Raw genomic sequence first — 18,718 nt, forward strand, 5'->3', positions numbered from 1 at the left:
ATAACAAATTTCGACAATTTTAAAAGAAAAATGCAAAATAATGAAGTTCTTTTTAAAATTATGATTTGTTTATCAACATGATTCGTTAACACAGCATAAAATGAAAGAATGCTGTGTTGGAATAACTTTACTGTCCTTCCATGGTAATAGTTGAGGTGTGGATTCAGCTGCTTATTCATGTTACGGTAATTTAGGCAGAAGAAAACGAGAAGGAGGAGATAGGATGAAGAAAATATTCATCTTAACAGCTCTATTCGCCATGCTTCCGCTTTTTTTATTTCCTAATAATAAAATATTCGCGAAAACACTTGAGAGTGTAAAAATATATAAAGCAGAAACGGGAGACTCATTCCATGAAATTGGAATGGAAAACGGTGTATCAGAGTTAGAATTACAGAAAATTAATGATCAAACATATGTTGAGTCAGGAGAGAAATTGATTATTCCTGAATCAACAATTACAAATGAAGAGAAAGAACTATTAGCCAGATTAGTGACTGCAGAGGCAAAAGGAGAACCGTACGAAGGGAAAGTAGAGGTTGCAGCAGTAGTATTAAATCGTGTAGAGCATGAACAATACCCTGATACCATTGAAGAGGTTATCTATCAACAAAGACAGTTTGAGCCGGTTGAAAACGGGACAATTAATCAGCCTGCGACACCGGAAGCCACACAAGCGGTAAACGAAGCTCTTGTCGAACAGGGAAAGGAGAACAGTCAATCATTAAATTTCTATAATCCAGATATTGTGGAAAGCAAATGGCATGAATCGAAAACAGTTACGGCTGTCATAGGTAATCATGTGTTTACGAAATAACTCCGTTTTCTAAGCAGGGTTTTTTGTTCGCTTTGTTTAATAACATTGTTTATTTTTGACTCATCTAAAGCTGTACGATTATGAAATGACAGGAGAAAATTTGTTTTCTCCTGTCATTTCATAATCGTACAGCAACCTTTCGGCATGGCTGAAAGGCGTGAGAAATATCCATTTCTCACGGATGAGTCAAAAATCTGCCTTATCAACATGATTCGTTAACATAGTTTTTTTGTTAATAGTTTACGTATCTATAATATAGGGGAGTAATACGTATTAAGATTAATTTTTTTATTTCATATTGCAAACTCATGCGTGTAGTAATAAGATTTAAGTTATGAGTAAAATTTGAATGGAATAAAGTGAGGAATTATTCATGTCTAAATCATTTATAAATGAAGTGCAGTCACGCCGCACTTTTGCTATCATATCCCACCCGGATGCGGGGAAAACAACATTAACAGAAAAGCTTCTTCTATTCGGAGGAGCCATTCGTGATGCTGGAACAGTAAAAGGGAAAAAAACCGGAAAATATGCTACAAGTGACTGGATGGAAATTGAAAAACAACGTGGAATCTCGGTTACATCAAGTGTCATGCAGTTTGATTACGATGATGCGCGTGTGAATATTTTGGATACTCCGGGTCACCAGGATTTCAGTGAAGATACGTATAGAACATTAATGGCTGTAGATAGTGCTGTGATGATTATTGATTCCGCAAAGGGAATTGAGGAACAAACGTTAAAGCTTTTTAAAGTCTGCCGATTAAGAGGGATTCCTATTTTTACGTTTATTAATAAATTAGATCGTGACGGAAGACCGCCGCTTGAACTATTGGCAGAGCTTGAAGAGGTAATGGGGATTGAATCATACCCAATGAATTGGCCAATCGGGATGGGGAAAGAGTTTTTAGGAATTTACGATCGGTTCCATAATCGGATTGAGCAATTCCGTGTAGACGAATCAGAACGCTTCATTGAATTAAATGATGAGGGAGAAATTGAGGAAGACCATCCAATGAAACAAAATGCATTGTATGATCAAACGTTGGAAGAAATCATGCTCTTGAATGAAGCGGGGAATGAGTTCTCAAGGAAACGGATTGCTGATGGAGAATTAACTCCTGTATTTTTTGGAAGTGCTTTGACAAATTTCGGGGTCCAAACCTTCTTGGAGACTTATCTGCAATTTGCTCCATCTCCACAGCCAAGGGAATCAACCAATGGTAAAATTGATCCGCTTTCAGAAAATTTCTCTGGTTTCATTTTTAAAATCCAAGCAAATATGAATCCTGCACACCGTGACCGTATTGCCTTTTTACGTATTTGTTCAGGTAAATTTGAACGGGGCATGACCGTTAATCTCCCAAGAACAGGCAAGCAGTTAAAGTTGGCTCAGTCAACTCAGTTTATGGCAGATGACCGCAGTACAGTTAATGAAGCAGTAAGTGGAGATATCATTGGTCTATACGACACAGGGACATACCAAATCGGTGATACATTAACGTCTGGAAAAGACTCCTTTCAATACGAGAAACTTCCTCAATTTACACCAGAATTATTTGTCCGTGTAACGGCGAAGAACGTCATGAAGCAAAAACATTTCCATAAAGGTATTGAGCAGCTCGTTCAAGAGGGTGCCATTCAGTTGTATAAAACGGTTAAATGGGAAGAAATCTTACTTGGCGCTGTAGGTCAATTACAGTTTGAAGTGTTCGAACACCGGATGAAAAATGAATATAATGTTGATGTAGTATTAGAGCGTCAGGGATCGAAGATTGCTCGTTGGGTGGAAAATGAGAATATCAATGAATCTTTATCCAGTTCAAGAAGTTTACTTGTTAATGATCGTTATGGGAATAAAGTCTTTTTATTTGAAAATGACTTTGCCTTACGATGGTTTCAAGAAAAAAATCCGGATATTAAATTATATAATCCAATGGATTCATCATCCTAATAAGATAAAGACAGACCCTATAACATGGGGTTTGTTTTTTTATTAGTCCTTATTAACAAAAAAAGTCCGGTTTAGTTCCGGACTTTTTTTCCATTTTATTTGTTTTTTTATTGGTTTCTTCCTGATAATTGCGCTTGCGCTTGTTGCACTAAACGCTTGGTAATTTCTCCTCCAACGGATCCGTTGGCACGCGAAACGGTATCAGAACCTAAATGAACACCGAATTCCTGAGCAATTTCATATTTCACTTGGTCAAGATATTGTTCTATACCAGGTACAAGTAGTTTATTGCTGCTTCTTGACATACATGACAACTCCTTAAGGACTATTTATTAATATACAGAGAAAAAACTTCTCTGTATTAGTATTATGAGTAGTAGCGTTGAAAACATAAGTGGAAATGTTTTCGGTAAATTGCGGAAATCCCGCTAAGTCATTTATTCCCCTGCTCAAGAAAAAAGTTTTTTTATGAAAGTTCTTATATTCCTTTTAAAAGGAGGAAATATTCTTTAAGATAGGATTAGTTCATAGCGAAAGGAATTCTTTAACATGTGGAAAAAGCTAAAATTCAATCTGGATCATATTACTCCTGCACAAGCAATTATCTCTTTTTATTTTGTCGCTGTAACTGTTTCGGTATTATTGCTGCGGATACCAGCCGTACATAAGGAGGGAGTAGAAGTCGCGTTATTGGATACTATTTTTATAGCTATAAGTTCGGTAAGTGTGACTGGTTTGACTGTGCTTAATATATCTGAAACGTATAGTACTTTTGGAATATTTGTCCTTTTGTTTGTATTCCAGTTTGGTGGAATCGGTGTCATGACACTCGGGACTTTTTTTTATCTTATATTAGGAAAGAAAATTGGCCTGCGTGGAAGACAGCTGATTATGGTCGACCATAATCAGACGAATTTGGCCGGACTTGTTGCTCTTATTAGAGAAATCATTAGGATTATTTTATTAATTGAACTTGTAGGAGCGGTTATACTTGGATTTCATTTTCTTCAATATTATCCAAGTGCTGCAGATGCATTCATGCATGGCTTATTTGCTTCCATAAGTGCTACAACAAATGCAGGCCTAGATATTACGGGTGCATCACTTATACCATATGCAAATGATTATTTCGTGCAATTAATTACGATTATCTTAATAACGCTAGGTGCCATCGGTTTTCCTGTATTAATTGAATTTAAAAATTATCTATTTCATAAAGAGACAATGGCACTGCCGTTTCGTTTTTCTCTTTTTACTAAAATTACAACCATTACCTTTGCAGCACTTCTTGTCATTGGAACCGTAATAATCATTATTTTTGAATTTCGGCATTATTTTAAAGATATGGTTTGGCATAAGGCCTTCTTCTATGCTTTTTTTCAATCTGCATCAACGAGAAGCGGTGGATTGGCAACAATGGATGTAAGTGAATTTTCGGATCCAACATTACTTGTCATTAGTGTGCTTATGTTTATCGGTGCTTCCCCAAGCTCTGTCGGAGGAGGGATTCGTACGACGACATTAGCCATTCTTATTTTATTTTTATTTCATTTTGCCCGTGGAAAGCGCCATATCAAAATCTTTAAGCGGGAAATACATGAGGAGGATATTACAAAAGCTCTAGCAGTAACCATATTAGCCGTTATTATGTGTATTACTTCAGTCATTGTTCTATCCGTTACTGAAAAGTTCTCTCTATTGAGTATTATATTTGAAGTAAGTTCAGCCTTTGGAACAACCGGATTATCAATGGGCATCACTCCTGATTTATCAACATTTGGCAAATGGGTGATTATGGCTCTCATGTTTATTGGCAGAATTGGGCTGGTGTCATTTCTTTTAATACTCCGTGGAAAAGAACAGGATGTTAACTATCATTATCCAAAGGAACGAATTATCATTGGCTAAATGAAATAACAAGTAAAGGAGCTTTTCAGATAGAATGAAATTTTATATTTGAAATCCTTCATTATATAAGCAAAAAACGAGCATACATGCTCGTTTTTTTATTTTGTTGCCATTTTTCTCTCTCTATTAAAAGTTTGTTAATAATTTAGTCATATTTGCTATTTATGATGATATTAAATAAGAGGATAAGGGGGACATGAGGATGGACAATTTCAATGAGCCTATACCAAGTCCATTAAAACAAGAGAATAAAAAAAGAAAAACAAGACTTTCAGGTCTTATGAATACCATAGCAGGTGGAATAATTGGTTCTGTACTAACAATAACCATTATTCCACATACTGATTATATTGATCATTTATATACATCGATTGAGGAAAAAGTCTCACAGTTTTCAGAACAAGGGGGAAGTAATTCTTCATCAACTAATAGGGTAACTGTACAAAAAACGACCGCTGCGAGAGGTTCCTCGTTTTCATCTGTTGCAGATATGGTGGAAGTCGCATCAAAATCAATTGTTGGCATTGTTAATATGCAAACTCAAAGTCAAAATTATCGGTTACCAAGTGAAACAAATAACAATTCTGAAAAAGTAGAAAGCGGTTCTGGCACTGGGGTAATTTATAAAATCGATGGCAGCAAGGCTTTTATTGTAACCAATAATCATGTGATTGAAGGAGCAGACGAAATTGAAATTACAGTTGAAGGAGGCGAGAAAACAAAGGCTGAACTGATTGGGGCAGACCCGCTGACAGATATAGCCGTTTTAAAAATCGATTCTAAATATGCAGCAGCTTCATTAGACTTTGGAGATTCCAGCACATTACGTGCAGGTGACACAGTGTTAGCAATTGGCAACCCGCTTGGTCTGGATCTATCCAATACCGTCACACAGGGAATCGTCAGCGCAGTGGACAGGACGGTTTCTGTATCAACCTCAGCGGGGAATTGGGATTTGAATGTTATTCAAACAGATGCAGCTATCAATCCAGGGAATAGTGGGGGTGCTTTAGTTAATACGTCAGGACAGGTTATTGGAATGAATAGTTTAAAAATCGCAGAAGATGGTGTCGAAGGTTTAGGCTTCGCTATTCCTAGTAATGACCTTGTCCCGATTATTAATGAAATTATGGAAACCGGACAGGTAGAACGACCGTATATTGGGGTCGGTTTAGCAAGTCTTGAAGAAGTCCAGCAGATGTATACACAGCATTTACCTAATGATTTAGAAGGTGGTGCCATGGTCACAACTATTGACTCTGACTCGGCAGCAGCAAAAGCGGGACTTCAAGTACAGGATGTTATTGTTTCCATTAATGATTTAAAGGTAACAAACTCTAATGATTTAAGAAAATATTTATATAGTGAACTTGAAATAGGAGAAAAAGTGTCTTTAAACATCTATCGCGGCAGTGAGTTGTTAAAAATTGAATTAACACTGACAAGTAAAAGTTCTAATTAATCCGCTTCCGCATTTCTGTGAAAGGAGGTGATAATATTTGAGGAGACTATTTAGTTGGATGTTCATTCTATGTGCAATTGTGACAGCTTTTATATTAGGGTATAAATCTGCAGCATGGATACCTATGGCAGATAGATGGTTATATACGTTTCTATATAACGAAAACTGGCAAATATTCCGTTCTTACATTGATTTAGGAATGTCTATTGCTAGAGTAATAGGGAAAGTAGTGCTGATTCTAATTGGTTTGCATTTATGGAGACAATCCAAACATATAGGCAAATGGGTGGGAGCGGGTCTTATATTAATTATAAGCTTGTCATTTATACCAAGCATCCTTGCTATAGCAATAATCATGATGGCGGTGTTTATTGGATATGCAATTCACAAAATAAATCGTAAAAAGAGAAAACAAAACATACAGAGTGAATCTGCCTTACAAGAGGACAGGCAACATTATGCTGCTATCTTAGATAAATGGGACAACACAGTTCGTTAAAGGAGGAAATTAAGATTATGGGGATTTTTAAAAGAATAAAGGATATGGCTTCGGCTGATATTCATAATAGATTAAACAAAATAGAGGATCCAATTGGAATGATGAAGCACTACTTAAGTGAACTAGAAAAAGACATTCAACAAGGGAAAAATACTTTGTCACAGCAATTATTCGTTGTGAAAAAATACGAAGCATTAATTGCCGAAACAAATGAAACCATTGACAAAAGAGCGAATCAGGCGGAGCTTGCTATCAGTCAAAATGAAGATGACATGGCGAAAATGTTTATTGAAGAAAAGATTAATCAGGAGAATAGATTAGCATTCTATCAAACTCAATTAGATTCTGTGAAGAAACAAACAGAAGTTTTCATGCAGCAGTTAGAACGTCTTAAGGAAAAATATGAAGAGTTAACGAACCGTAAATTAACACTTATATCAAGAGCTGCAGCTGCAAAAGCATCATCTCATTTCGACCAATCTGTTACTCCACTTAACCCTGACAACGCTTTAAAAGGATTTTCCCGTGCAGAAGACAAGATCCTCGAGATGGAGGCTAAAGCTTCAGTCCATCATTATTTTATAACATCTGCAACTGTCGATCATACTAAAAACTTACCTAGTTTATTAAATGCTCAAGTGGAGACAGAGTTAGCTAAGCTAAAAGAAGGTTTAGCGAAAAAGGCCTAAGCCTGAGCAGGGAAAAGAATATAAAAGGGAGCGTTGTTTGCTTCCTTTTTTGCCGTTTAAGGTAAGAGACAGGAAATAATAAATAGAAGATAGTTGATTCTTCATGGATTTCGATTTAAGTTTGTTACATAGAAATTATTTGTGCGGTTTAGGAGATGGAGTAGATGAGAGTTTTAGTCATTGAAGATAATGAAAGTGTTGCTTCGATGTTAGAGATGTTTTTTATAAAAGAAGGAATTGAAGGTGAGTTTATTGCAGATGGATTAGAAGGCTATAATCGTTGTAAATCAGGCGAATGGGATGCTTTAATCATTGATTGGATGCTGCCGAGTATGGACGGAATGACGATTTGCCGCAAGATTAGGGAAGAAAAAAATTCAGTACCTATCATTATGCTAACAGCAAAAGACAGTGAATCAGATCAGGTGTTAGGTCTTGAAATGGGAGCAGACGATTATGTCACAAAGCCCTTCAGCCCATTGACATTAATGGCGCGAATAAAAGCTGTGACTCGCCGCTATCGTCCCAATCATCAAGATTCAATGGAAAATGGGACTTTAAAAACAAAGCATTTTCAAATTAATAAAGATACGAGAGAAGTTATTCTTAATGGAGGATCTGTTCCAAACTTAACGCCGAAGGAATTTGATCTTTTGTATTATTTTGCTCAGCATCCGAAACAAGTTTTTTCTAGAGAACAGCTGTTAGAGCATGTTTGGGGCTATGAATTTTATGGAGATGAGCGTACGGTGGACGTGCATATTAAAAGGCTTCGAAAAAAAGTTGGTACACCAAACCAGCCATTTTTTCATACCGTTTGGGGGGTAGGTTATAAGTTTGATGAGGTCGTGACCCTTCATGAGAATTAAGTATATTTATCAGCAAATCATCAGTCATATCAGTATTCTTGTTGTGGCTTTTCTTGTTTTAAGTATATTGTTTACGCATTATGTTGAAACACTTGTCTATACCAATAAAGCTGATGAATTAACGGAGTATGGTGAAAATATCGTACATGACCTCGAACGGAGCCGGAATGGCGGGGAGCAGGTATTAGATGAATATAATCATGTGTTAAGCGGCAGGAACATTCAATATATGATTTTTGATGAAAGCCGTAGAATTGTTTATCCAACCGGCGGCCGGATCCTTTTGAAAGATGAAGAGTGGAATAAAATAAGGTCAGGGCAAACTGTTACTGTAAAACAAGAAAGAAATCGATTTGAACAAGCGGTTACGTTTGTTCTTTTACCTTATTTTCAACACGGTTCGTTTATTGGTGGGATATTGCTTACTTCGCCTATTAGCGGCTCGAGAGAAATGATTTCACAAATTAATCAATATTTGTGGTATGCAGTATTAGCTGCACTTATTGTATCCATCATTCTAAGCTGGGTGTTATCAAAGGTCCATGTGAACCGGATTAAGCGGCTTCAAGAGGCAACTTCTTTAGTTTCAGCCGGAGATTACAGTATCAAACTTCCTTCTTCTAATTTTGATGAAATTGGTGAACTGGCAGAGGACTTTAATGAAATGGTGCAAAAACTACATGAATCTAATGAAGAGATTGAAAGTCTGGAAAACAGACGCCGCCAATTTATGGCTGACGTTTCCCATGAGCTTCGTACGCCCTTAACGACGATTAACGGTGTCATACAAGGACTAAAAAATAATATGATACCCGATGAGGAGAAAGAAAAAAGTATAAGCTTAGTCAGTAAGGAAACCAATCGTTTAATCCGGCTTGTGAATGAAAATCTTGATTATGAAAAAATTCGTTCCAATCAAGTGAAATTGATAAAAACTGAAATAGAGCTTGTGGAAGTGCTAGAGATTATTAAAGATCAATTAGAGCTATTAGCAGAGAAGAAACAAAATCAAATAAGAGTCGACGTTGAAGAAAATGTGATGATATATGCAGATTATGACCGGATTATTCAAATTTTAATTAATATTACAAAGAACAGCATTCAATTCACACAAAACGGCATTATTACATTAAGGGGCCTGGCCGGTTATGAAGAAACGATTATTGAAATTGAAGATACGGGAATTGGAATAGATCCAGAGGATGTAGAGAATATTTGGCGCCGGTTTTATAAAGCAGATCTGTCAAGAACGACTAATCCATACGGTGAATTTGGGCTTGGTCTATCCATTGTTAAAAAACTTGTTCAGCTCCATGATGGAGAGATTAACGTTTTTAGTGAAAAAGGAAAGGGAACAAAATTCATCATCCGGTTTCCTAAGAATCATTTGAAAAAATAATTTTATTATGACAAACATAAAAGCTGCATGGACAAACATGCGGCTTTTTCAATTTTCTTTTGTATGACCATTTTTATTACTGAAATATTCCATTGCTATTAAAACTTTGTTAATAATTTGGTCATAATTTCTCTCTATGATTAAGACAAGCTTAATCAAGGAGGTGATTCAATTGAAAAAAGTAATGAAATCTGTGCTGTATTTTCTTCCTATTTTGTTTCTTATGGTATTAGTCGCTGTTAGTGGTGAGAATAGTGCCGCTGCCCATTCAATTCAGCATGGAGGACATTTTCACCGAGGGGCATTTGGACCAGACCGCACTTCCCAATTTGTAATTGTAAAGCAAGCAGCACCTTTTATGGGGCTTGGATGGCTGGTTTTGATCAGCAAAATACTATTCATTACAGTAGGGGGATTGCTGTTAGGTTTAGTGAAGAACAAGAGTATAAAAATGGCAGGAGCAATCCTTCTTTCGCTTGGTATTCTTTGGCTGCTGCCTGATATTCTTGCCATACCTATTATCATCGTCATCCTCTATTCTATTTATAAAAAATTAAAATCTGAAACTTCATTTGGAGAAGAATTTACGCTGGAAGAAATAGCTGCTGATCGCTATTATTCTAGTCTAAATGATTCTAAGGATTACCTTGATGAATGGGAAAAGACAATTCGTAGGGAGGATAAATAAAAATGGGAATCTATAAGAGGATAAAGGATATGGCAGCAGCCGACATAAATGATGCACTTGATAAATGGGAAGACCCAGTCAGCATGCTTAAGCAATATTTGCGTGAGCTTCAAAGCGAGATTGATAAAGCACATAATGCATTAGCAAAACAGCTGTATGTCGAAAATAAATATGAAAAGATGATAGAAGAAACAGTGCAGATTATCGTAAAAAGAAATCGCCAAACAGAGCTTGCCATTGAAAAGAACGAGGACGATATCGCGAAGCTAGCGATTGCAGACCGAATCAAACAGGAAGAAAAATTACTTGTTTATCAACAACAGCATGCATCCATTCAAAGCCAAACTCAAATGTTTTGTGAGCAGCTTGAAAAATTAAAAGAAAAATATGAAGAACTGCAAAATAGAAAACTTGTTCTCATTTCACGGGCAAATGTGGCCAAAATTTCAAGTGAAATGGGAAAAACGCTGATGACGAACACGCCTGAAAAAGCTTCAAGAGGATTTGCAAGAATGGAAGATCGTATTCTACAGTATGAGGCAAGGGCTCAAGCCTATAACCATCTAGCTAACACATCGCGCTTGGCACCATTAAACAAACTAGATACCATGTTTGATATTGAAGTAGAAAAAGAACTTGAAAGAGTAAAAAAACAAAAAGCTGATATAATGAAATAAAGATAATAATTTATTTAGGCTATGGTAAATGTGGTTACTACCAGAATTTCCATAGCTTTTTTGTTTATATATATAACGAACTTATTAAATCGACATAGGAATTCTTTTTCTATCATGTACGGGTAGTAAGCATGGTTCTTACGTTAGATATTTGACTCGGCCGTGTGAAAAGTCCTTTTCACACGGCTTTCAGCTCCGCTGAAAGGTTGAGATATGGTCATGAAACGGGAGGAGAAAATGAGTTTTCTCCTCCCGTTTCATGACCATATCTCTTAGATGAGTCAAATATCTACTAGTATATGTCAAAATATTAAAAAGGACATATATAGCGAATGTAAATGGTTGCTTTTAACAGCCGTTTCAAATCTTGTTAATAGTTTGTTCATATATTTTCGATAAGATAGGTTCAAGTTTAGAAACAAGAATACATGGAGGTTATTTGTTTTGAAAAAATTACTTAATCAAAAATTATTATTAGCTATTGCCGGTGTGGCAGTGATTAGTTTAACTGTTGTCTTTGGGACAGCGTTTTCCAAAAAGGAAGTTGTGGCAAGTGTTGAAGGGAATCCGATTACACAAGATGAATTATATGATGTCATGGTAAAACAATACGGAACAAACACGATAAGCTATTTAATTGATAACAAGATTGTTGAGCATGAAGCTGAGAAGGAAAATATTACAATATCTGATAAAGAAATTGATGAGGAAATGCAAACGTATATAGATGCAAACGGTGGAGAAGAACAATTTAATGCTGCGTTGGAGCAATCAGGTGTGACAAAAGCTGATATTAAGTCTGAAATCGTCAATTATTTAAAGATTGTTAAGCTCCTAGAATCAAATATAGAGGTTACTGATGAAGAAATTGAAAGCTATTTTGAAGAGAATAAAGAATCATACAATGAGTCGGAGCAGGTTGAAGCAAGTCATATTCTTGTTGATGATGAATCCACTGCTAATGAAGTAAAAGAAAAGCTTTCAGCAGGAGAGGATTTCGCAAAATTAGCGAAGGAATATTCCACAGATACTTCTAATGCAGATAATGGCGGCGAGCTAGGATACTTTTCAACAGGAGAGATGGCTGCGGAGTTTGAGAAAGCAGCTTTTTCGATGAATAAGGGGGATATAAGCGAACCTGTTCAAACAGACTATGGGTTTCACATTATAAAAGTGACTAATAAAAAAGCAGCAAAAGAAGCGGAATTAAAGGATTATAAAGGTGAAATAAAGCAAACTTTATTTGATCAAGAGCTGCAAACAGAGTACAGTACGTGGATTAACGAAAAAAGGGAAAAGCTTGACATTGAAAATACATTATTAAATGAAGAGTAAAATGAATGAGAGAAAAGTTTCTGCTTTTCTCTCATTTTTCATTATCTGTTCATCATGTTTTTATCTTTTCTGGGCAATCTAACATTTGTAAACAAAACCAAATTTTAGGGGGATTTTACAAATGAAAAAGGTATTGATGTTGCTAATCTTAACCTGTGGTGTAACAATAGGAAACCATTACGCCAATGCAGCGGAAAGGACAGAAGACACGAATATTAAACATCAAGAAAACCATAAAGAAAAGCTTAAGCACAATAGTGAATTTATTAAAAAACGAGCCGAAGAGTTAGGGATTAATACAGAAGGAAAAGATGTAGAAACGATTGTAAAGGAAATTAAGGCAGTGTATTTAAGGAAACAGGCACAAGCTTTGGGCATAGATACAAACGGGAAAGAAATTGACGTTTTAGAAGAAGAAGTAAGGGAAGTGTTTATCAAAAAGAAGGCAAAAGAACTTGGAATTGCAACAGAAGGAAAAGAGCTTCAGCAATTGGCACAGGAAGTAAGGGAAACCATTATAAAAAATAAAGCGAAGGAACTTGGAATATCAGTTGAGGGAAAGGAACTTTCCGATTTATCTCATGAAGTTCATGAAGCTTCGATAAAAAAAGAAGCGAATGAATTGGGCATCGCTACAGAAGGTAAAACACTGCATCAACTGGCACATGAAGTCCGAGAAAAAAGAATTCTTGAGGGTGCAAAAAAATTAGGAATTAAGACAGACGGGAAAACGACACGCCAAATAGTAGAAGAAATCTTTACTAATCACCGTGAAGAAGCTGTAAAATTAAAACTGTTTCCTTTTCATGAAGAACGATATCTAAAGCTAGATGGTAAAAGATAATTAGGATAATGAAATTAGTGTTAAATGGATGGTAAAGGGCGAATCCATTTAAGGAAAAATTTTGCGTTAAACCAACAATATGGAATTATCCTTGTCTCCCCTCCATTTCTATAGTAATATTTAATGTAGATTGAGCCATTTATGGGATATGAAGTGAATGACTTCTTTTGATTGCTTCATACGGAATGAAAACATTTGTTTCGTTGAAGTCTTGGTTCTTATATGGAGGGGAAAATTGTTGCCGACACCTAGTATGGAAGATTATATAGAGCAAATTTATCTTTTAATAGAAAAAAAAGGTTTTGCACGAGTATCTGATATTGCTGAGAATTTATCCGTGCATCCTTCTTCCGTAACAAAAATGGTGCAGAAGCTAGATAAAGATAATTATCTTACTTATGAAAAATATAGAGGATTTAGTCTGACATCTAAAGGGAAAAAAGTAGGCCAGCGATTAGTCTATCGTCATGAACTTCTTGAACAATTTTTACGCGTCATTGGTGTAAAAGAAGAAAGCATATATGAGGATGTAGAAGGTATAGAACATCACTTAAGCTGGGAGTCTATTGATCGAATCGTTGATTTGGTTCAATATTTTGAAGAAGATGAAAAGCGAATTGAAGAGTTGAGAAAAATACAATTAAAAAATGAAGAACATCAGCAGTAGCAGCCTGAAGACGGGGCTGCCCCATAAGGTGTCAGGCATCCACCATTTATCTATATCCAGTGCGATATTACGCAAAGTGATACTAGATAATGTATGTGGTGCCTGACACCTTTGCTTTTGGTACAATCCCTTCGTGCTTTAAGCTAGGTAGGTCTTTATTTAAAATAATGGATATTCATCAAAAGAACTAATCATTCCGGGAGTTAAATAGCTGCTTCCATCATGACCTTCTTTTATGTTGACTCCATCAATAATGCCTTCTTCCGCTTCCTGTAAAGCTTTACGATAGGAAATCACTCTTCCTGTTGACGTTTGGAAACTAATGATGTCACCGAAATGATTGCGCTGAATCGCCACTAATTGTTCAGACATGATTCTCCTCCAGTCCAATTTGTTTTTCTATTACATTATTTTGGTCGAAATATCCATTTTTCATTCAAAACAGGGTGAACAGAAGAGTAACAGGATTTCTATATATTACAATTACTCGTCTCATGACCTTCTTATTACTCCTTTCATCATTTTTTATTAAAAATTGATGAAAGGTAAAATAGAAAAAGTCCCAAGAAAAATGCATAAATCTTGGGACATTTGAAGATAAAATATGGTTATTCTTTTTTCTTCTCTTCATCCTGCTGCTTTTTCAATGCAAGAAGAACATCCTCCATATCAATTTTTCCATCACCGTTCAAATCTGGAATGTTTTCAACAGAACCAGCTTGTGCTACAGCTGATTTTGGTTTCAGAACAAAGGTAAATATCATTAAGAAAATGATTATTAGAGCTGCTACGCCGTCAATTATATAAAAAAGTAATCTATATTCGGACCAAAGAATTTTACTATCATCGACCTTTTTCTCCGAATTCGTAATATATTGTTTGACTTCTGAATGATTAGGGTAAATTCTTGCAACAGCTTCAAACTTTTCTAAGGCATCTTTGTAATACCCGCCCCAATAAAGTTCTAAACCCTCTTTAAAAAGTTTATCTGTACTGCTCCTTGTGTTTTTTGCACCTGCCTGATTGACAAATTCCTTAACGGTATTAACTGGAACAGCAAAATTAAATCCTTGTACTTCGGGACCAAAGGTTAATAGTCCTATGATGTCACCTTTGTCATTAATAACCGGTCCGCCGCTGTTACCATGTGTTGCGGCAGCATCTATTTGGATAACAGGGCTTCCACCTTGTTGAAGCGATTTGGAGGTAGCGGTAATCTGACCAGCATTCATAGAGGATTCCAAAGCTGAATCAGGTGACAGCAGTTCTGAGTCAGCTGCTCCAGGGTAGCCGATTACCCAAATATTATTTTGATCTTCAATTGTTTCTGAATCTCCGAGCTTTAATGTAGGGAGATTCTTTCCTTCAATTTTTAGCACGGCTACGTCCTTTCCCTCATTAAATGGCGCACCATAGCTCTTTACTTCGCCATCAAGAATGTCCCCGCCCGGTAAAACAATTTTCTGCACTTTTGTAACAGTTGTGTACTCAAGGAAGGTCCATAAATATTCATAGGCAATACTATAATCCTCTTGATAATACTCTGCAACAATAGCTGCCAGCTGTTCCAATCCTGCGGTTGCAATATCGACGTCCTCCATTTGAGATGTTTCTACCACATGGGCGTTAGTAACAACATATCCGTTAGGGCTGATAATGGCGCCAGATCCAGATCCGCCGACAATGGTTTGATAATTTAATTGCTGCAGGATGGCATCTACTTCAAGACCGACATCCGTGTAATAATCATAAAAATTCCAATCTACAATAGCGTAATCAATAATTCGAACAACGGCTGGTTTGGAGTATTCCGATAACTTTTGAGCTTGAGAGATTTTTGAAGTATCAGGCTTAATATTAAGTAAGAAGAAAGAAGTTACGATTACTGCAATAAGAATCATACTAATCGGTACAGTAATAAATGCTCTTTTTTTCATCATGCTCACCTCATTAGAAGAATAATGGGCACTAATAATCAAATTTAATATATTCAATAAATATGATAAATAAATTTTGTACACTTAAATAAATAAGCATAGATGGATAAGGGGGGAGTCATCTAGTTTATTCTGAATGAAAGCGAATCGGGAACATAAAGGAATCGGAATGTAAACGAAGAATATATAAGAATGATAAGTATAAATGATGGTAAATGAAAATACTTCATGGAAGGACGGGAGTATATGGAGAGGTACTCGATTCAAGAGTTCGTTAATGAAACAATGCAACAGGATAAGGGGGAAGGACTTTTTGAACTAGAAACAGCAAGGTTATTGGAAATCAATTTAACAGATAAAATTTGGACAAAAGCAGGTGCCATGGTTTCCTATCGCGGGAATATTAAATTTGAAAGAGAAGGCGTCTTTGAACATGGATTAGGGAAAATGTTTAAAAAAACACTAACAGGTGAAGGAACTTCGTTAATGAAGGCAACCGGTCAGGGGAAACTGTATGTAGCCGATCAAGGTAAGAAAATTTCCATTCTGCAATTACAGGGAGAGTCTTTATTTGTAAATGGAAACGATCTCTTGGCTTTCGAACCAACCATTGAATGGGATATTAAATTGATGAAGAAAATAGCTGGTATGCTGTCAGGCGGGTTATTTAATGTAAAGTTAGAAGGGGAAGGGCTGGTAGCGATTACCTCACATTACGAACCGCTTACATTACTGGTTACTCCTGATAATCCAGTTTTTACAGACCCCAATGCAACAGTCGCTTGGTCTGGCAGTCTACAGCATGAGTTTGTTACGGATATTTCCTTTAAAACCTTCATTGGCAGGGGGAGCGGCGAGTCTATACAAATGAAATTTTCCGGTAATGGTTTTGTGGTCATCCAGCCGTTTGAAGAGGTATATTTTAAGCAGACTAATTCCATGGGCTAATAATTAATAGAAGAAAAAAGAACCCCTGATTCTAATGATTTTACGAAATCAGGGGTTCTTTTTTCTTATTTATGGCTGCTTATTAACTCCTTACCTTTTCAATTCCATTCATATGGTGTTTCTTGGTAAACATAGTAATTAAGCCAATTAGAAAACAAGAGATGCGCATGGGATCGCCAGCGATTTAACGGTGGTTTCTCAGGGTCGTTATTTGGAAAATAGTTCTCCGGAATTTTAATTTCAATTCCACGACTTAGGTCACGGCTGTATTCCTCCGCTAATGTTTGGGCATCGTACTCTAAATGGCCTGTAACCATTATTTGTTTGCCTCCATTTGCACACATAATAAATGGACCTGCTTCAGGCGAGGAGGATAATATTTTAATCTCAGAACAATGTTCTAAATCCTCAATGGCCACATCGGTGTATCTTGAATGCGGGGCAAGAAATTCATCATCAAAGCCGCGTAACAATTTTTCCGAATGATCATTGATTATATGTGAGTAGATTCCCGAACATTTTTCCGGTAGTTCAAATTTATCAATATCAAAATGATAAAATAATGCCGCCTGGGCTCCCCAACAAATATGTAGGGTGGATGTAACATTTGTTTTGGTCCATTTCATAATTTCAACTAGTTCATCCCAGTATTCAACATTTTCAAACGGCATCATTTCAACAGGAGCTCCAGTAATAATCATCCCATCGAATTTACGTTCTTTAATTGTAGCAAATGTAGTGTAGAACTGCTCTAAATGATATGGACTAGTATGTTTCGATTCATACGTTGCTGTTTTGAGAAACGAAAGATTAACCTGCAAAGGAGTATTTCCAAGCAGTCTAAGCAATTGTGCTTCGGTTTTTTCTTTTTCTGGCATTAGGTTTAAAATGACTATATTTAAAGGACGGATATCTTGTTGACTGGCTCGCTCGTCATCCATGATAAAAATATTTTCGTTTTCAAGTATTTCCCGTGCTGGTAATAGTTTAGGTAGTTTAATTGGCAAGGAATCATCCCTCTTTTCCTTTTTTTCAATAAGTTCATTATAATAACCTTTAATCAATGTCGCAATCGTTAATCATCGGAGTAATATGAAATTTAGTAATTATCTAATAAGTGAGGAGGTTTTTCATGTTTGATCCAACGGCATTTGAAAACATGAGAGTCGTGATGGAAGGTGGCTTTTATGACAGAGATTTAAATGGAGAAATTGCCATTATCGATCGTAATGATTGTATAAACTCTGCAAAACTGTCTCGTACCTACGACCTTTCATTTCAATTGGCTTTGCCCAATCGGAATGTAACCTGCAGGTTTTCCTTGCTGGCAGGTTTAGACAATTTAGCTGCCGAGCTGATGCCATCCATTCAAGCAAATAACTTGGCAGGCTGTTTTGTAACCATCGAATTTATATTTGAGGATGTATACAAGCAGTCTTTGATGTCCGAAGTAGAAACAATATTAAATCAAATATGGGGTGAAAATAGAACGATTAAGTTGACTTTTTGTTCTGAACCTCTTTGTCCTGAACAAAAAGGGGAATATAAAGCAAAAGTCTTATTTGATAGAATGATTACAGAGGACCAAATAGATGATTTAGCAATGATGACGGATTACATGCTCTTGACAACTGAAAGGATAGAGAAAGCTTTGTAAAATTATTTAATATGTATTCAATCTATCCAACTATACATATGAAATATTACATTGAGTTAGAAACGGAAGCAGGATATTGTTACTTTTATTACAGAAATTTGACAGAAAAAGGCTTAGTCATTGAGGATTAAGCCTTTTACATATTGATAATTTTGTCGAATAAGGTAGAAATTGAAATATAATTGTAATATTTCTATTACACAACTGACAAGATATGGTGCTATACTAGCGTTGTTGTAAAAATAGACTGAGAGATTAATAAGGTTAGCAAATGTAAATTGATAAGTTAAAACTTTTATACATACTTTTTTGTACATAAAACGTAGCGCATCATTTAGTGGATTCATGTATAGGTTTAGCTGCAGAGC

The 18,718-nt window shown here is 36.0% G+C and carries 19 protein-coding genes; 15 read left to right on the forward strand and 4 right to left on the reverse strand.

Translation table 11 applies throughout. The features are described from left to right. Positions 1-223 precede the first annotated feature (223 nt). Positions 224-817, forward strand: a complete 594-nt coding sequence (locus tag F4V44_RS16890) for a cell wall hydrolase (protein WP_150441190.1) — start codon at positions 224-226, stop codon at positions 815-817. A gap of 373 nt (positions 818-1,190) precedes the next feature. Beyond that, a complete protein-coding gene (locus F4V44_RS16895) occupies positions 1,191-2,771 on the forward strand; it encodes a peptide chain release factor 3 (RefSeq protein WP_150441191.1) in 1,581 nt (526 codons plus the stop codon). A gap of 107 nt (positions 2,772-2,878) precedes the next feature. Here the strand turns inward: F4V44_RS16895 and F4V44_RS16900 are convergent, their stop codons facing one another. Next, the gene (locus F4V44_RS16900) at positions 2,879-3,076 is read right to left on the reverse strand and encodes an alpha/beta-type small acid-soluble spore protein (RefSeq protein ID WP_150441192.1); all 198 of its coding nucleotides are present in this window, start codon (positions 3,074-3,076) and stop codon (positions 2,879-2,881) included. A gap of 244 nt (positions 3,077-3,320) precedes the next feature. On the opposite strand from F4V44_RS16900, the gene F4V44_RS16905 reads away from it, so the two are divergent. The 11 genes from F4V44_RS16905 to mntR all read left to right on the forward strand — a co-directional run bounded on the left by F4V44_RS16905 (position 3,321) and on the right by mntR (position 13,808). Beyond that, positions 3,321-4,679, forward strand: coding sequence for a TrkH family potassium uptake protein (locus tag F4V44_RS16905; protein WP_150441193.1), 1,359 nt, complete (start codon positions 3,321-3,323; stop codon positions 4,677-4,679). Positions 4,680-4,881: 202 nt separating this feature from the next. Continuing rightward, a complete protein-coding gene (locus F4V44_RS16910) occupies positions 4,882-6,141 on the forward strand; it encodes a S1C family serine protease (protein ID WP_150441194.1) in 1,260 nt (419 codons plus the stop codon). Positions 6,142-6,178: 37 nt separating this feature from the next. Next, the gene (locus tag F4V44_RS16915; RefSeq protein ID WP_150441195.1) at positions 6,179-6,640 is read left to right on the forward strand and encodes a hypothetical protein; all 462 of its coding nucleotides are present in this window, start codon (positions 6,179-6,181) and stop codon (positions 6,638-6,640) included. A 17-nt stretch (positions 6,641-6,657) separates the two neighbouring features. After that, positions 6,658-7,329 carry a PspA/IM30 family protein gene (locus F4V44_RS16920; protein ID WP_191090732.1) on the forward strand — a complete coding sequence of 224 codons (672 nt, stop codon included), beginning with the start codon at positions 6,658-6,660 and terminating at the stop codon, positions 7,327-7,329. 164 nt (positions 7,330-7,493) lie between these two features. Continuing rightward, positions 7,494-8,198, forward strand: a complete 705-nt coding sequence (locus tag F4V44_RS16925) for a response regulator transcription factor (protein ID WP_150441197.1) — start codon at positions 7,494-7,496, stop codon at positions 8,196-8,198. Next, positions 8,188-9,597, forward strand: a complete 1,410-nt coding sequence (locus tag F4V44_RS16930; protein WP_150441198.1) for a sensor histidine kinase — start codon at positions 8,188-8,190, stop codon at positions 9,595-9,597. The genes F4V44_RS16925 and F4V44_RS16930 overlap by 11 nt, the downstream gene beginning before the upstream one ends. 172 nt (positions 9,598-9,769) lie before the next feature. Further along, complete coding sequence (locus tag F4V44_RS16935; protein WP_150441199.1) at positions 9,770-10,285, forward strand: hypothetical protein; 516 nt, start codon at positions 9,770-9,772, stop codon at positions 10,283-10,285. A 2-nt stretch (positions 10,286-10,287) separates the two neighbouring features. After that, a complete protein-coding gene (locus tag F4V44_RS16940) occupies positions 10,288-10,962 on the forward strand; it encodes a PspA/IM30 family protein (RefSeq protein WP_150441200.1) in 675 nt (224 codons plus the stop codon). 444 nt (positions 10,963-11,406) lie between these two features. Then, the gene (locus F4V44_RS16945; protein ID WP_150441201.1) at positions 11,407-12,297 is read left to right on the forward strand and encodes a foldase protein PrsA; all 891 of its coding nucleotides are present in this window, start codon (positions 11,407-11,409) and stop codon (positions 12,295-12,297) included. Positions 12,298-12,418: 121 nt separating this feature from the next. Further along, positions 12,419-13,141 carry a hypothetical protein gene (locus tag F4V44_RS16950; protein WP_150441202.1) on the forward strand — a complete coding sequence of 241 codons (723 nt, stop codon included), beginning with the start codon at positions 12,419-12,421 and terminating at the stop codon, positions 13,139-13,141. A 238-nt stretch (positions 13,142-13,379) separates the two neighbouring features. Beyond that, positions 13,380-13,808, forward strand: coding sequence for a transcriptional regulator MntR (mntR, locus tag F4V44_RS16955; protein ID WP_150441203.1), 429 nt, complete (start codon positions 13,380-13,382; stop codon positions 13,806-13,808). 159 nt (positions 13,809-13,967) lie between these two features. Here the strand turns inward: mntR and F4V44_RS16960 are convergent, their stop codons facing one another. Continuing rightward, positions 13,968-14,180 carry a DUF3892 domain-containing protein gene (locus tag F4V44_RS16960; protein WP_191090733.1) on the reverse strand — a complete coding sequence of 71 codons (213 nt, stop codon included), beginning with the start codon at positions 14,178-14,180 and terminating at the stop codon, positions 13,968-13,970. A gap of 236 nt (positions 14,181-14,416) precedes the next feature. Beyond that, positions 14,417-15,748: a trypsin-like peptidase domain-containing protein gene (locus F4V44_RS16965; protein ID WP_223881937.1), complete on the reverse strand. Its 1,332-nt coding sequence runs from the start codon at positions 15,746-15,748 to the stop codon at positions 14,417-14,419. Positions 15,749-15,991: 243 nt separating this feature from the next. On the opposite strand from F4V44_RS16965, the gene F4V44_RS16970 reads away from it, so the two are divergent. Further along, positions 15,992-16,693, forward strand: a complete 702-nt coding sequence (locus F4V44_RS16970; protein ID WP_150441204.1) for an AIM24 family protein — start codon at positions 15,992-15,994, stop codon at positions 16,691-16,693. Positions 16,694-16,791: 98 nt separating this feature from the next. Here the strand turns inward: F4V44_RS16970 and metA are convergent, their stop codons facing one another. Beyond that, positions 16,792-17,700 (reverse strand): homoserine O-acetyltransferase MetA, encoded by a 909-nt coding sequence (gene metA / locus F4V44_RS16975; RefSeq protein WP_150441205.1) that lies wholly within the window; start codon positions 17,698-17,700, stop codon positions 16,792-16,794. Positions 17,701-17,825: 125 nt separating this feature from the next. Between metA and F4V44_RS16980 the strand changes: the two genes are divergently transcribed. After that, on the forward strand, positions 17,826-18,350 hold the full coding sequence (locus F4V44_RS16980; protein WP_150441206.1) for a hypothetical protein: 525 nt from the start codon (positions 17,826-17,828) through the stop codon (positions 18,348-18,350). The last annotated feature ends 368 nt before the right edge of the window (positions 18,351-18,718 follow it).

It is taken from the genome of Niallia endozanthoxylica (assembly GCF_008710145.1).
In the GTDB taxonomy this organism is placed as follows: Bacteria; Bacillota; Bacilli; order Bacillales; family Cytobacillaceae; genus Bacillus_BD; species Bacillus_BD endozanthoxylica.